Origin of the sequence: Ohtaekwangia koreensis, from assembly GCF_900167975.1 — a bacterium.
GTDB lineage: Bacteria > Bacteroidota > Bacteroidia > Cytophagales > Cyclobacteriaceae > Ohtaekwangia > Ohtaekwangia koreensis.
Window position 1 is genome coordinate 2,239,796 of record NZ_FUZU01000001.1, and the last position, 14,963, is coordinate 2,254,758.

At 40.1% G+C, this 14,963-nt stretch carries 14 protein-coding genes; 8 read left to right on the top strand and 6 right to left on the bottom strand.

The window, feature by feature from the left end; all coding sequences use genetic code 11:
- Window positions 1-27 precede the first annotated feature (27 nt).
- A complete protein-coding gene (locus B5Y40_RS09080; protein WP_079686360.1) occupies window positions 28-567 on the bottom strand; it encodes a 2'-5' RNA ligase family protein in 540 nt (179 codons plus the stop codon).
- A gap of 42 nt (window positions 568-609) precedes the next feature.
- Window positions 610-1,803 (bottom strand): DNA polymerase IV, encoded by a 1,194-nt coding sequence (gene dinB, locus B5Y40_RS09085; RefSeq protein WP_079686361.1) that lies wholly within the window; start codon window positions 1,801-1,803, stop codon window positions 610-612.
- A 308-nt stretch (window positions 1,804-2,111) separates the two neighbouring features.
- Here dinB and B5Y40_RS09090 point away from each other — a divergent pair, with 308 nt between their 5' ends.
- On the top strand, window positions 2,112-2,891 hold the full coding sequence (locus B5Y40_RS09090; protein WP_079686362.1) for an XRE family transcriptional regulator: 780 nt from the start codon (window positions 2,112-2,114) through the stop codon (window positions 2,889-2,891).
- 231 nt (window positions 2,892-3,122) lie between these two features.
- Complete coding sequence (locus B5Y40_RS09095; RefSeq protein WP_079686363.1) at window positions 3,123-3,410, top strand: hypothetical protein; 288 nt, start codon at window positions 3,123-3,125, stop codon at window positions 3,408-3,410.
- A 59-nt stretch (window positions 3,411-3,469) separates the two neighbouring features.
- Here B5Y40_RS09095 and B5Y40_RS29345 read toward each other — a convergent pair whose 3' ends face one another.
- Window positions 3,470-3,757 carry a hypothetical protein gene (locus B5Y40_RS29345; protein WP_143785666.1) on the bottom strand — a complete coding sequence of 96 codons (288 nt, stop codon included), beginning with the start codon at window positions 3,755-3,757 and terminating at the stop codon, window positions 3,470-3,472.
- A 364-nt stretch (window positions 3,758-4,121) separates the two neighbouring features.
- Between B5Y40_RS29345 and B5Y40_RS09100 the strand changes: the two genes are divergently transcribed.
- From B5Y40_RS09100 to B5Y40_RS09115, 4 genes are all read left to right on the top strand, one after another.
- Entirely contained in the window at window positions 4,122-4,394 is a 273-nt protein-coding gene (locus tag B5Y40_RS09100; RefSeq protein WP_079686364.1) for a hypothetical protein, read from the top strand.
- 202 nt (window positions 4,395-4,596) lie between these two features.
- A complete protein-coding gene (locus tag B5Y40_RS09105; RefSeq protein WP_143785667.1) occupies window positions 4,597-5,493 on the top strand; it encodes a hypothetical protein in 897 nt (298 codons plus the stop codon).
- Between the two features lie 21 nt (window positions 5,494-5,514).
- Window positions 5,515-7,305: a DUF6119 family protein gene (locus tag B5Y40_RS09110; RefSeq protein WP_079686366.1), complete on the top strand. Its 1,791-nt coding sequence runs from the start codon at window positions 5,515-5,517 to the stop codon at window positions 7,303-7,305.
- A gap of 35 nt (window positions 7,306-7,340) precedes the next feature.
- Window positions 7,341-8,108: a hypothetical protein gene (locus tag B5Y40_RS09115; protein WP_079686367.1), complete on the top strand. Its 768-nt coding sequence runs from the start codon at window positions 7,341-7,343 to the stop codon at window positions 8,106-8,108.
- A gap of 131 nt (window positions 8,109-8,239) precedes the next feature.
- Here B5Y40_RS09115 and B5Y40_RS30100 read toward each other — a convergent pair whose 3' ends face one another.
- Entirely contained in the window at window positions 8,240-8,446 is a 207-nt protein-coding gene (locus B5Y40_RS30100; protein WP_079686368.1) for a helix-turn-helix transcriptional regulator, read from the bottom strand.
- Between the two features lie 160 nt (window positions 8,447-8,606).
- On the opposite strand from B5Y40_RS30100, the gene B5Y40_RS09125 reads away from it, so the two are divergent.
- Window positions 8,607-8,864, top strand: coding sequence for a hypothetical protein (locus B5Y40_RS09125; RefSeq protein WP_079686369.1), 258 nt, complete (start codon window positions 8,607-8,609; stop codon window positions 8,862-8,864).
- Window positions 8,865-9,173: 309 nt separating this feature from the next.
- Here B5Y40_RS09125 and hemF read toward each other — a convergent pair whose 3' ends face one another.
- Complete coding sequence (gene hemF, locus B5Y40_RS09130; protein ID WP_079686370.1) at window positions 9,174-10,076, bottom strand: oxygen-dependent coproporphyrinogen oxidase; 903 nt, start codon at window positions 10,074-10,076, stop codon at window positions 9,174-9,176.
- A 121-nt stretch (window positions 10,077-10,197) separates the two neighbouring features.
- Between hemF and B5Y40_RS09135 the strand changes: the two genes are divergently transcribed.
- Complete coding sequence (locus tag B5Y40_RS09135; protein ID WP_079686371.1) at window positions 10,198-12,297, top strand: alpha-ketoacid dehydrogenase subunit alpha/beta; 2,100 nt, start codon at window positions 10,198-10,200, stop codon at window positions 12,295-12,297.
- 140 nt (window positions 12,298-12,437) lie between these two features.
- On the opposite strand, the gene tamL is transcribed toward B5Y40_RS09135, so the two are convergent.
- Window positions 12,438-14,960 carry a translocation and assembly module lipoprotein TamL gene (tamL, locus tag B5Y40_RS09140; protein ID WP_143785668.1) on the bottom strand — a complete coding sequence of 841 codons (2,523 nt, stop codon included), beginning with the start codon at window positions 14,958-14,960 and terminating at the stop codon, window positions 12,438-12,440.
- Window positions 14,961-14,963: the final 3 nt, after the last annotated feature.

A 14,963-nucleotide genomic window follows, 5' to 3' on the forward strand; every position in this document is an offset into this window, starting at 1 on the left:
GATCAAGGCACGAGCCTTTTCGTAAAGTTAGTACTCCCCAAACATTATATCCTTATAGTGAATCCATCTATTTTCAGCGCGCGCGAGTACCGTAATGCGGTCGCATAGAAAATGCTGGCTATAAGGAAGATCTTTTAAATAGGGCCATGCTTTCAGAAAATCTTCTGCCGCCAGTTTTTTAGCGATGGTGATATGCGGTGTGTAACCGGATTCTTCCTTGATCAGCTTCTCGAAAATATCACGTACAGGATACTTGTTTACAATGTCGAGATAGATGGTACGGCTTGGTCCGTTGTAAAATACATTCAGGTCTTTTATAAAGATGTTAAAGGGTTTGAACTGTGCAGCTTTAGCTTCAACGTGTCGCATCATATCCTCTAAGTGGTCATCGCTATATTTAAATAACGATATATGTGCTTTGGAATACCGGTCATCGAGTTCGTGACCGATCAGATAATGTACATCGTCTTTCAGTACAGATACATCGCTCATGATGTGACGTGGAGGCGCAATAATGAAGAATAACTCCTTTACCGGGTTGCTGATTTTTAATGCTGATGTTTTCATAACCTTTACATTTTTATTCTGACTGCTTTATTTTCTGAGTTCCTACTTTACGTTGCCTTTAAACATGTTCATTTCCATTCGCACGCGGTTGCTGACATCGAGTGTAGTCGCGCGGATTAATTTTTCAACACCATGGCGGTGTTTGATCAGGTCGATCGCTTCATATAGGCTGATGCTCTCTGCTGTATCATCGAAGAGTGTAATCTGATGATTGCCGTGTACCAATCCGCTCAGGCGTACGCCTACCAAACGAATTAGCATTCTTCTATTATAGAGTTTATCAAAAAGTTGTGTAACGGTTCGCAGCAGGACATGATCCGAAGATGTATAGGGAATGTGCACTTGCTTGGTTTCGGTATCGAAATTCGAGTAGCGGATCTTCACGGTAACACATGATGTGAGTTTCTCCTGACTGCGAAGCTGAAAAGAAACTTTTTCCACCATGGCAATCAGGATTGATTTCATCCGCTTTACATCTATAGTATCTTCCTGAAATGTACTTTCGGTTGAAATGGATTTTTGTTCGCTATAGGGCACCACCGGAGAATCATCGATGCCATGTGCTTTATTCCATAATACAATTCCGTTTTTACCGAAAGCACTCGTCAGAAATTTTAAAGGCATCTCACGCAATGTTGCTATAGTACGAACACCCATGTCATATAGAAAGGTCGCAGTTTGCTTGCCTACCATTGGGATCTTGTCAACTCCCAATGGTGCGAGGAATTCTTTTTCAGTGCCGGCCGGTATACATACGTTGGCATCCGGCTTGCGTTCACCCGTTGCTACTTTCGAAACAAGTTTGTTTACAGATATACCCATAGATATAGTGAGGCCACTCTCTTTGATAATCTTGGTGCGTAATTCTGTGGCCCATTTATGTGCACCGTAATACTTGTCCATACCACTGGCATCTATATAGAACTCATCGATCGAAGCTTTTTCAAAAGACGGAGCATCTTGGGCTATCATTTCTGTTATTTCATGCGAGGCCTTACTATAGGACTCCATATCGCCGGAAATAACTTTCGCATCAGGACAAAGCTGAAGGGCGAGGTACATGGGCATAGCAGAATGAACACCAAATTTCCGCGCTTCATAACTACAGGCGGCAACAACACCTCTGCGGCTGCTACCTCCTACAATTAAAGGCTTTCCTTTAAGCTGAGCGTTGTTCTTGCGCTCTACCGCCACAAAGAAGGCGTCCAAATCCAAGTGTATTATGTTCCGATCCATGACGCTAAATAACTAAAAATATTAGTTAATTGTTTTTATTTTAATCTAATTATTTTAGATTTGTGTCATCATTGAGAAACAAAGGGAGTTAAACTGATTTTGCCATTCAGATTCTATAAACTCAATGAAACGTTGTGTTGTAGTTTTTTTCCTGAGCCTCTCTCGCAGGGTTATGCGAGAGAGGGCATCAGGGTTGTAAGCGAAGTCAGTGGACGATATTTTGTTCAGAGGAAGTATATCTCTGAGCAATGATTATTGTTTATTCAAGTCGTACTTTGTAAATCGTAACTTGTACTTTATTATATATAATGGCAACTGTTAATAAAAATCTGAAGTTCCTTCGTACACAGAAAGGACTAACTCAAAAGCAACTCGCTGAAAAGCTCGGATTGAAGCAAGCCGCCATTGGCGCCTATGAAGAAGAGCGTGCAACTCCTCCGTTGTCTTCACTGCTCGACATCACCAAGATCTTTAATGTTAACCTGGATGCGCTTGTAAGCCAGGACCTAAGCAAAGTTTCCGAGAAGGATCGTAAAATAGGCAGCAGTAAAGGCAAAGAAGTACTGGCGATCACAGTCGATGCTAATAATAGAGAGAATGTTGAACTGGTATCACAAAAAGCTTCCGCAGGATATTTAGCGGGATATCAGGATCCTGAATTTGTAAAGGAGCTTCCTAAGATAAGTTTACCGGTACTGCCGAGAAATAAAACCTATAGAGCCTTCGAGATACAAGGTGATTCAATGTTGCCGGTACAGCCGGGTAGTATAATTTTTGGAGAGTATGTGGAAGACGTCACCGATATTAAAAATGGTAAGCTATATATACTGGTAACACAACAAGACGGTATTGTCTTTAAACGTGTTTTTAATTTTGCCGATGATGAAGGTAAACTGTTGATGGTTTCGGATAACCGTCAATACTCACCGTTCTCAGTGGCTGCGGAAGATATACTGGAGATCTGGTCAGCGAAAGCATTTTTCTCCAATCAATTCCCGGAAGGAAATAGCAGCAACCAATCGGTATCCGATCAACTTGCATTGCAAATTGTAAAGCTGCAGCAGGAATTGTTAGGAAAGAAAAAGTGATGAATTGCTTAGCCGTTATCCGTTAATGGTTGTCCATTAAATCATAGAAGAGATGGATAATGTATTGATGGAGTTAAAAAAGATATATTCTTTTTAGAACGATAGATATAGACGCGCAAACTCTTGCCGGAGTGCGGAGTGTTATGTTGTGAGTTTGCATTTAAAACTCCGTGAACCTCTGTGTCTCCTCCGTGTCCTTTGTGCCATTGGATTTCAATACACGTTATTAAAATGCCTCAGTCGTCCCGTTGCTTCTCGAGACAAAACTTCGAGAAAGTCCACACATATATAGTAAGTCATACCGATTCCGCAGGCCATAGCTCTATCACGATCGATGGCTACGCTATAACTATTATCGATGCCGATCGCTTAGCCTTCAAAAAAGACAACTATACCTTCGGACAAGTACACAAACAAAAAGGAATTATAGCCCTCACCAAACGCCAGCAAGATCGCGAGCGACATGTCCGCGCTATTGAGCAAGCCTTTTGTGCTTTGGTAGAGGCGGCTGATCGTTAAGCATTAACCGTTACACGGTATATTTAGCGGTGCCTGCTTGTGAAGGGTAGGGGCTCTTTTTAAGATATATAAATCCAGGGACACAAAGTTCTCAGAGAAAACACAGAGGTCTCCATATGTCCGGTGGAGTCGATTATCCAGGTTATTCGTCTCATCTCATAGAGGCCGCATTTGCCGATCTTTAAGTTCTTCATTATGTAGAGTCCAAAACTTTCATTGGACTCACCGAACTTCGGCATCTCGTCTACTATAGTATATACAGAATCGCACGGTGTTGTTTGCGCAAAAGACGTTAACCGCATCAGCGGTCCTGCTATACAAAACAAGAGAAATGCTCGAGCCTTCATTATTGAAATATAGGTTAATATTTATTTGATAAGAATGTGGCAACTATAATTAATTTGTATACATTAGCATTGTAGAGCCCATCTATCGCTTCGGAAGAAGTGGTGGATGGGCTTTTGTATTTGTAATAAATCGAAATCGAATATATAATGATCAGTTAAGGCATTTTAGATGTTTGGGAAAATAATCTTGATCGTTCGGAAAGGATATGTGCGTATTCGGAAAGTTTGTTATTTCTTTCTGAATAAGAATTTCATCTTTAAGGTAGAAGAGTGAAATAATGTTACGACTCAGATGATACATAGCCTTAAAGCCTTAAGCAATATGTCTTGTAGCACAACAATTTAACTTAAACTTGTATACTTTATGCCTAACGTATTACTTACATATGATATTAGAAGAACAACTGTAAGCATTCATGTTGAACTAAAGGAAAGGTTAATTCAGAGCTATGGATACTCAGAGACAATCCCAGCCAACGATGGTAGGCATTATGAGTTGCCTAATACAACTTTAAAGAAAGATAATATAACATCGCAAGCTAGTAGTCAAGAGTTTCTTCAAGCCTGTGCGGATGTTGGGGCGGTTTGGGAAAAATATATCACAGCTGAATATATATATGCGAATTTTGACAATTGATAAAGAGGGTGTGTGGTCATGCGAGTAATAGGTTCATGTGATTTATTGGCTTATTTAATTTCGATACATGTTTACCTACGGAAAAAAAAAGTTGTGGTTTCAAGAAGTTGAGAGTAACTCAATCAATTCGAGAGGAGTTTTAAATATAATAAATTCGAATCTTTATGAGTTGGAATTTTCGTACTGGAAACTCTGCTTCGCTATGGCTAAAACCACTGTATCAAGAGATATTTCAGATATATCTTTGTTATTTGATGCACTTGGTAATTTTTTTCAACTTGGTTTTCTTGTTTATAGTAACAATGATGTTTTTACATTAAACAAGCGACATTTTTCAAATCTTAGGGATTTTACTAGGACTAGTAGAACAGGTGAGGTTGCTCAAGGAATTACATACCTACTAGCTCAAGAGTATCTGCGCTTTAACTCGGTTGTTGATTTTGAGGGATATATTAATTCTCGTGGGGGGATTATTCCTGCAAAAAGCAGTACCCCTGATTTTATAATGCAAAATCACAATCTAAATTTTAATGTGGGTTTGATTGAATCAAAAGGTTCATATCCTGAAAAATCTGATCCGGTGAAAAGCTCTCTTAAAAAAGCGCTAAAGCAATGTCACTCTGGGCAGAATCTCCTGACAAATTTTGATCCAAGATATACGATTACTAATAAGTACGGGGTACATATAAAATTTGAAGATGAATTAAGCTCGCAAAGTTCTGTAGGTTACTTGGCTGATCCGCAAAGTTTACCTGTTAGGGACGAACGCAATCTTAGTATCATTCGATATCACTATGCTTCATGGTTTATGTTAATGGGAGATCAAGACAATGCATTTAGGCTCGCGACTAATGAACCACTGAAAATTGACGATGCTTTTTTTCGTAATAAGAATGAATACTATTATTACGGGAGACGGTCTAATTCTGTCTTCCCGATTTTTGATATATTTTGGACTGGATTTCAAATAGCTATTCCGCGGGCAATCATTGAATTACTTATGGGAGATATTTTAGAAGCTCCTAGCTATGATAGCATCGATACATTGCAAGTTATTCAATATATAGACGGGGTACGATTGATAAAGTTGCAATTTTAATATTTATATCAAATCGATCTTATGACACTAGATAATGTGAAGTTCAGTCTTAAAATTTTTTCAATCGATAAGATGTACTATGAATTTAAGGATAAAAATAGTGATGAGATTATTGATATAATTAGGGAGAATCATAAAAGTGGTATTTATGCCAATGACAGTAATATTGCTATCGTAAAACCTTCTTTACAGATATACCAATTGGGTAGTTTTAAATTTTATTCTTACTGTTATAACCAGCCTAAAAATCAAAACTATTGGAAGTTGTTCCTTCCTGATGAACTAACTACGAATCAAACTTTTGATTTGTTAGAACTTTCATTTGTTCTTTTTATTGTTTATAGTGACAATATATATAGTGTTATTGGTGGTAGTGGAATTAATGTAATCAAGAAGTTTATTGATCCATACTTTGGAATAGACTTCTACCAGCACTTCGCGAAGCCGAATGATGACATCTCTATAGTGGTGAATACGAGAGGCGTTACAGGAAATTTGTCTGAACGTTCTAATACTTTCAATGATACTCAATCGGTAAATGATGCTCTGGACTATTCGGAGATACCCAAAAAAATAAAGGTTAAGTTAAGAGACGAACTCAGAGAGGGGATTTTCAAGAAGTATGGATTAGATAGCGAATTGGCATTTATGGAAGTAGGTTCCTACTTCTGTCTCAAGAAAAAAATTGACTTTGAAGAGCTGAAACAACTGGTGATCGATATCCATAATATACGGCTGGACAAATCTAATTATACTCCCTTAACACTTTTTAATAAGGTGGTAGATCAGAAATTAGTTAATAGTTTAGATAATTACCTACAGGAGAAAATAGCTGATGATGTTGTGTACCACAATAATCCCAGTGGGCTATATTCATTAAATGATGGTATAATTGAGCTTGTTAATAGTAAACTTGAGAAATTTTATGAATGTGATACATATCGTATAAAGCTAAAAAGGAAGAGGAAGACTAATGACAAGTTTATACAGGACCGTGCTAATCTTTATTTAGAATGCACCAAGTACATTTACAATAATATTGATGATATCAACAATAGGTTTATAATAAAGCAAAAATTCTTTGAATTGAGCATCATAGGTATTATTGCCGAAAAAGACTCAACATACGGTACTTTTTACTCACATATTAACGCGGAAATTTCATATCAGAATAGCAAGTATTTTCGAGTAGATGGTCAATGGTTTTTCTTGGATAGCAAATTCATAGAACGGATCAAGCTTGAAGCCATCAACTACTATAAACTTTATAAGCTTGAAATAGGTATTTTAAAGAAGTGGGAGTTGGAATGGGATGAGGACGAGTACAACAAGTCTCATATCAATGCGGGTTATTATGTCTTCGATAAGGTGCTCAATGAAAATATTGAACTTTGTGATATACTACATCTTGATGGTAACAGTATATATTTGATTCATGTCAAGGATGCTTTTAATACGACCATGCGAAATTTATCGAGTCAAATTATTCTTTCGGCAAAGAGACTATGGAATGATATTAATAATCATTCAGGAACTAATTACTTCATTAAAACAATCAATATATATAATGCAAGAAATCCTTCAAATAAGCTAGATGCTGAAGCTCTCTTCTCAAGAATTGCAAATAATGAAATCTCCATAAAGTTTGTGATGGCCTTTAATAACAGGGTCTATCGGAATAAGACTTCGGTAGAGAAGATAGAGTTAAGCGATTCTAATATTGCTAAATTTTCGCTGGTCCAGACTGTTCGAGAGATGTTGGCTAATAAAAGATTTGCGATTAGAATAATTGATATTTCCGAAATAAATTAAAGACGACTTTGTTTTCCTATATCTGTATAAAAACCATGAAGAGTATATGTTTTCTTATTCTTTTTTCTATTCTTGGATTCAATTCTTATCCACAAAAGAAATATTCGGTTGATGACCTTTCAAAAATGGTTGTGTGTATTGCGGATCAGAGTGGACAAAATAGTACTCCCTTAGGCACTGCGACAATTATATCAGATAGCTTAAAATACTATCTGGTTACAGCACTTCACGTGTCAAGTGCCTTAAAGCACCATCCATTTTTGATTTTTAAAACAGATGAAGATATTGCAGTTTCAGTGCCGTTGAATCAATTTGTTAGGGGAGATATAATTTGGACTAATCACAAAGAAGCTGATATTTCCATAATTGAAATCACTCCGTACAATGAGGACAGCCGAAAACGGTTAAAAGAATGGAGTTTTCCTTTGAGTAATGTACTGGCTACAAAGGAAGCAGTGCCAAGGGAAATAAATGTGACAATTATAGGCTACCCAATAGCATTATTTAGTCAAATCGGACGAAATTTTTCAGCTTTTACTTTTCGTTCGTTTTTTGCAAGCGAATTATTGGTAATGAGACGCGCAGATACAGGGAGCAAATCGGTTTTCCAACTTCTCGAGAATCCAAGCATGCAAGGATTAAGTGGTGGTCCCGTATTAGTTGGCATCGATCAAGTCGGATATACTTTCGGTCCCAACCAAACTATTCTGGTCGGGATTGTTCATGGTACGTATTCCGACAATACCGGTGGTAAGCTGGCTATGATTACTCCGGCTTATTATATAAGGGAAATTCTTAAATAAATTTTTAGATACGTTTTGAACGTGTTATTTTTTTTAATCTATAATCAAAATATATAGATCCTGGAATTGTCTGTATTTTCTGGTTTGATCAGCTTGTCGAACGGAAGCTGTGAGTTTAATCGAGAACATACTTAATTTTTCTTTGAAGGAAATAACAACTCTCGTACATCCACATCTAAAGCTTCTGCCATTTTCTTCAAGTCCTTTAAATGAGGCTGAGATTTATTCGTACACATAGAAGAGATCGAATTTAAAGACTTACCCATCAGCCTTGCAAGCTCCTTTTGGCTCATCTTCTTCCTGATCAAAACAGCCTGAATACAATTAATCATTTCCATAAAAAAACTTAGAAGTATAGGTACTGCTTATAGTTATATAAGTCAGCTTGGGAAAAGTATAAGTCCTACCTATAGAAGTATAAGTATAGCTTATATTTTTAGCGACCATCATTCATTTTAAAGCATTATACCTTTGCAATGATATAAAATGAATCGCACTATGGATGATAGCAAAGGCAAAAGTATTTTCCTTCCGCAAAACAGCAAGCTGACAGAGGATGCTGTTAAATACCTCGATGACATTTTCGATTATTCTTCACCGGAAGAGTATCGCGAAACGTTGATTGAAGTATACCAGGTATATATCATGAACGAGCACAAATCGCTTCCGCAGGAGTTTGAGCACATGGCAGGGCATCTATACTTTCTGATTAACTTCTTTAAAAAGATTGCTGCTGAAATGAAGGAGCCCCGATAGCTATCAGGGTTGTGTTTGGTAGCTTCGTTCTCCACTCTTTGTCCACTCTTTCTGCACTCGTGCTTTGGCGTTGGTATGAGCTTGTATAGGGTAGTGAAATAGTTAAGCGTAGTTGTTTAAGGTTTGTATACGCAGCGTTCTCTTGCGAGAAACTCCGCTCAGATGCAAGCCTGTCCATAGCATGACAGGAATGTTGCTTCTTTTAAATCCCATTGCACAAAGGTCACGAAGAAGACACAAAGGCACACAAAGGAAATATATACCAACTCTCAATCTCATCTCACGAATCACCATTAACCGATAACGACTCTACGCCCAGTCAATCCCTTTCTTTAAAAGATCGAGCGTCTTCTGTTCAGCGGAGCCAGGCTGCGGTTGATGGTTATATACCCATTGCGCTTGTGGCGGGAGACTCATGAGTATAGATTCCGTGCGGCCATCGGTATCGAGGCCGAACTTGGTGCCGCGGTCCCACACTAAATTGAATTCAACATAGCGACCCCTTCGTAAATATTGCCAGCTCTTTTCGTTTTCAGTAAAGGGCAACGTGTGGTTCTTCTTCATCAGCGCAGTATATATAGGGGCGAAGGCTGCGCCTACAGCTTTCACAAATTCAAATCGTGCTTCTTGGGTAAAACCGTTGTCGGCTTTCAGATTATCGAAGAATATACCACCGACACCCCGTGTCTCTTGACGATGTTTGATATAGAAGTAATCATCCGCCCACTTCTTAAACTCCGGGTAGTAGGAGGGATGATGTGCATCGCATACACTCTTGAGATGTTGATGGAAAGTGCGCGCATCGTCTTCGTTAACATAGTGAGGTGTCAGATCTATACCACCACCAAACCACGATGTACCGTTACTCATCTCAAAGTAACGCGTGTTCATGTGAATGATCGGCACCATCGGATTTATCGGATGTAACACAATGGAAATTCCGGTAGCAAAGAAATCCGGGTGATCATCTGTTTCAAGCTTCATGGTTTTAAGAACAGGCTCCGGTGTTTTCCCCCACACCGCAGAGAAGTTTACACCACCTTTTTCAATAATCTTTCCATTGGTAAGTACGCGACTCACGCCACCACCACCTCCGGTACGTTCCCAGGGATCACTGATAAACTTTCCCTGGCCATCCGCCTTCTCCAGTTCGTCACAGATATTTTGCTGAAGCGTTGTAAACCAATCGCGAATTGTTTCCTTCTTTACCATAGGGCGGTAAAGTTAATTGTTATCTGTTAAACCATTATTCGTGAATCGTTAATTGTTGTGAGTATACGGTTAACTTCTTTTCGAATAATGCTAACTTTAACCCGAGACCAACATGTTGACTATGGCGATTGAAGAGACTACAAAAGCCAAGAAGAAAACGCGGCCGGAAGTAGACCGTGAAATTCTTTTGAGAGCTTACCTCCTGATGTGTACAGCGAAACGTATGGCTGACACGTACGATGAAAACCGCGAGATCTGCAGTAAGTATGTACACAGCACTTCGCGTGGGCATGAAGCGATTCAGCTTGCTGCCGGCTTGCAGTTGAAACCTATAGACTATGCTTCGCTATATTATCGCGATGAGGCGATGTTGCTCGGTATAGGGTTACAGCCCTATGAACTGATGCTGCAGCTTATGGCGAAACGTGATGATCCTTTCTCGGGTGGGCGAACCTACTATGGACACCCTTCGCTGAGGCGTGATGGCTTTCCTGTAATTCCTCATCAAAGTTCTGCTACCGGCATGCAAGCTATACCGGCTACCGGCATGGCAGATGGCATTTCGTATCTCGAATCACAACAGCTGATTAAGGATGAGGGTGATCGATCTATAGTCTTGTGTTCGCTCGGAGATGGTTCTGTTACCGAAGGGGAAGTGGCCGAAGCATTTCAGATGGCCGTGCTGAAGAAATTACCAATTATATACCTGGTGCAGGATAATGACTGGGGTATATCTGCTTGTGGAAAGGAAATGCGTGCCATGGATGCGTATGAATATGCCGCGGGCTTTAAAGGTATGGAGCGGATGGCGGTTGATGGTGCCGACTTCGTTGATTCATATCTCGGTATCAAGAAAGCATTTGAATTTGTACGTCAGCGCAAAGGGCCTATACTTGTTCATGCACGTTGTCCTTTGCTGGGCCATCACACGTCTGGGGTGCGCAGAGAATGGTATAGGGGAGACGATCTGGAGGTTCATCAACAGTATGATCCTTTCGTAAAGCTAAAGCAATATTTACTTGAGCAAGGCGAAACAACGGATACGCTGGACGCCATACTACAGGAAGCTACAGATATAGTGGCAAATGATTATCAGCGCGCAATTCAAGCGGCCGATCCTGACCCTGCTGATTTTGATTCACATGAATTTGCACCCAGCGTTATCGTTGCTGAAACCGGTGAACGTTCTCCGAAGGGTGGAGAAAAAGTTATCATGGTAGATGCGGCCTTGCATGCCGTAGATGAGATTCTGAAGAAACACCCCGAAGCATTGTTCTATGGGCAGGATGTAGGAAGAAGGTTGGGAGGAGTTTTTCGTGAAGCCGCTACACTTGCACTGAAGTATGGTGATGCACGCGTATTCAACACGCCGATTCAGGAAGCCTATATCGTTGGTTCTACTGCGGGCATGTCTGCAATAGGAGCAAAGCCTATAGTAGAAATTCAGTTTGCAGACTATATATGGCCGGGTATAAATCAATTGGTAGAAGAACTTTCCAAGAGTTGTTATTTGTCGCGTGGTAAATTTCCGATACAGGCATTGATCCGTGTACCGATTGGCGCCTATGGTGGTGGTGGCCCGTATCACTCCGGAAGTATAGAGTCAACGTTGCTCACGATACGCGGTATAAAAGTAGTATACCCTTCCAACGCTGCTGATATGAAAGGATTATTGAAGTCAGCTTTTTATGATCCGAACCCGGTGGTATTACTGGAGCATAAAGGTTTATACTGGTCCAAAGTTCCTGGCACCGGTGATGCTAAAACAATAGAGCCCGATGAAGACTATAGGATCCCATTAGGAAAGGCTTCTGTTGTTCAGTCGGCTTCGCAGGAGCGGGTAGAGAATGGTGAGTCGTGCGTGATCATCACGTATGGCATGGGTATATATTGGTCGAAGGAAGCATCGAAGTCTTTTGTTGATCAGGTTGAAATTATAGACCTGCGCACGCTTAACCCGATCGATTGGGAAGCGATCATTACTGCGACAAAGAAACATGGTCGTGTACTTGTATTGACAGAAGAACCGTTACTGAATTCTTTCGCTGAATCTATAGCCGGAAGAATTTCAAAGGAATGTTTTCAATACCTGGATGCACCGGTATGGACATTGGGTGCTGCAAATCTTCCTGCTATACCGTTGAATGTCGAATTGGAAAAGATGATGCTGCCGAATGCCGATAAAGTGAGAAAGGCATTGGGAGAACTGCTGGCTTATTAAATCTGAAATCCATTACACAGAGGTCTCAAAGAAGAAACAAAGTTACACGGAGAAAAACTTTGTGCTTCTTTGTGTATTCTCTGTGTTCTTAGTGAATCTGGATTTAAATATCGATTTAAACACGGCAGATATAGTATAGATCAGAATGGAAATCCGATCCCCACGTTGTAAATCACAGGTTCCCGGTATTTGGTATAGGTTGTACCGCTGTCGGTGGTGACCTTGGTGGCATATGGTTTAAAGAAGCGCACTTTATCCAGTACGAAGCGATCATTTTCATCCCGTGCAGGGTCGTATACTTTCATCCCGACATCAAAGCGAAGTATAAGAAAGGTAAAGTCGAAGCGGAGCCCGAAGCCTGTACCGAGCGCGATCTCTTTATAAAATTGGTTAATCCTGAATTGTGAATTTCCATTGTCCACTTCAATATTGTTTACCGTTTTTTTCCGCTGTTGGAATGTCCATGTATTACCAGCATCCAGGAACACAGCACCGCTTACAAAACCAAAAAGTTTTTGCCGGACTTCTATACTTGCTTCCAGTAAAATTTCTGCGGGCTGTTCTATATTATAATCAAACAATCCATCCTTCACCGGATCGCCCGATGATTCCGGATCTTCTGTTGTCCGCGGTTTAAAGGAGCCGGGTCCTAATCTTCTCGGCCGCCAGGCACGTATACTATTACTACCTCCTGCAAAGAAAAACTTTTCATAGGGAAGACTTTCATTATCGGAATATGAATACGCTACACCGGAATTGAATCTATAGGCAACCGTTGTATTCCTGGTGAGTACATTGATCCTGCGGATGTCCAGACTAAACCGGAGATATTTAAAGTACTCCAATCCTTGGCGTGTTACGATGGAGGTATCCAGAAAATTCCAGATCGTTCCACCACTTTCTATTTGAGCGCGGATGAAACTTGAATTTCTCTCCACGTTGCCATAGTTCTTGTAATTCCAGGTGACACCAAAAATGATACTGTTTACAAAGGAAGGACGGAATGAATTCAATAAACTGAAATTACCAAGCCGCGCTTGTTCAGCAAGAAGCTTCTTAAAATCACCGGATAGATTTGCAGTATCGATCACGCTCAGGTTTACCGGTGTGAGTTGATATAGTCTGTTCTTATTATTTTGCCAGGAGTATGTTCCATTGACAGATATAGCAGTCCGCCTATATTCTGGTCTGTCGGTATATGCATAACCTACTGTGAATTTTGTTTTTGGATTATACTCTGCGTGCCGGAAGCGTACGCGATCTTTAAACGGCCAGATAAACTGAGGAAACGTAAGCGATGCATTTATACCGGCTTCTGTGCTCTTATAGAAGTTCTGATCTTCAGTCGCGGAGGCCACACCTTCAAACCCAAATCGACCGCTGATGTCAAAGGTTTCCATACCATTGAAAACATTCCGCTTTTTAAACGTCATGTTATAGAATGGACCAGGGTATCCTTGTGTTACATTCACACCCGCTTCATTACTCCATTCGTAACGTGGCAACGGACTTGTAAAGATGTTGGATATGAACTTTCCGTTGGTAGTATCGTAGTTGATGTTCACGAACTTGAACGCATCCACATACGCAAGCTGCCGCTGCGTGTTGAGTGTTCGCGAACGATTATACAATTCACCCTTCTTGATAAAGACGCGTTGTGATAAAATCTTTAAATTATAGTTGTCATCATAATAATTATACTGAATGTCGCGATAAGTGCGACCGCTCCGTTCTTTTCCTGGTTTATTTACTCCTATATCGGTTGTGAAATGTACTTCGTCTACGGTAAATTTTTTATGATAGCCACGCTTTGCAGGATCATTTATAATAATCATGATAGCCACTTTTCGATCCGGTGTTTTATACGATGTGTCCGAAGCGTACTCTATATATTGCCTGCTGAAATCATAGTACCCATAATCTTTTAATAGAAGGTCTAGACGCTCGCGTTCTTTTGTCAGGTTATCTTCATCATAGCGTTCACCTTTTTTCAGAAAGGAGGCAGACTCATTTTTTATTACCACACGATTCACAGCGGTATCCAGAATCTGGTAAAAGATAGAATCCAGGAAATAAGCTTGTCCGGGATCAACAGTATAGGTAACCTTTACCCGTTTCGGGTATATCTTGAGTGTATCGATGCGTGCATGTACTTTATTCAGGAAATATCCTTTCGCAAACAGATAGCTGTGAAAGCGCTCGAGGGTTATACGAACGAGACTGCTGTCAAATACCGAGATCGGTTCTCCCCATTGCATTACAGTATTACCATTCTCGATTTTGTTGGTTAGCTTTTCACTTTTTTGCTGCTTGCGGAATTGCAGGTTGTTGATGCGTTTTTCTCTTTTGGTCGCCGCTATCTTGGCATCGAATTTCTTTTCGAACCGCTCTTTTTTCTTGATCATTTTTTCCTGATCGTAATAGCGATATCCTAAATAATAAATACTTACGAGCGGAGCTAAAGGACGGATAATGAATTTACGGTTAGGGCGTTGGGCGTGGAGGTTGTAAAGTGCAGTCGCATCGATGTGACGAGGCACTTCAATTCTTTGGCGATACAATAGTTTTTCATTTTCTTTCAGGTGCTTTATGCCCAGACATCCCGAGAGAAGGAATGGGAGTAAAGTGGCAAAAAGAAAATATTTACGTTTCAGAGTCCTCAAGCG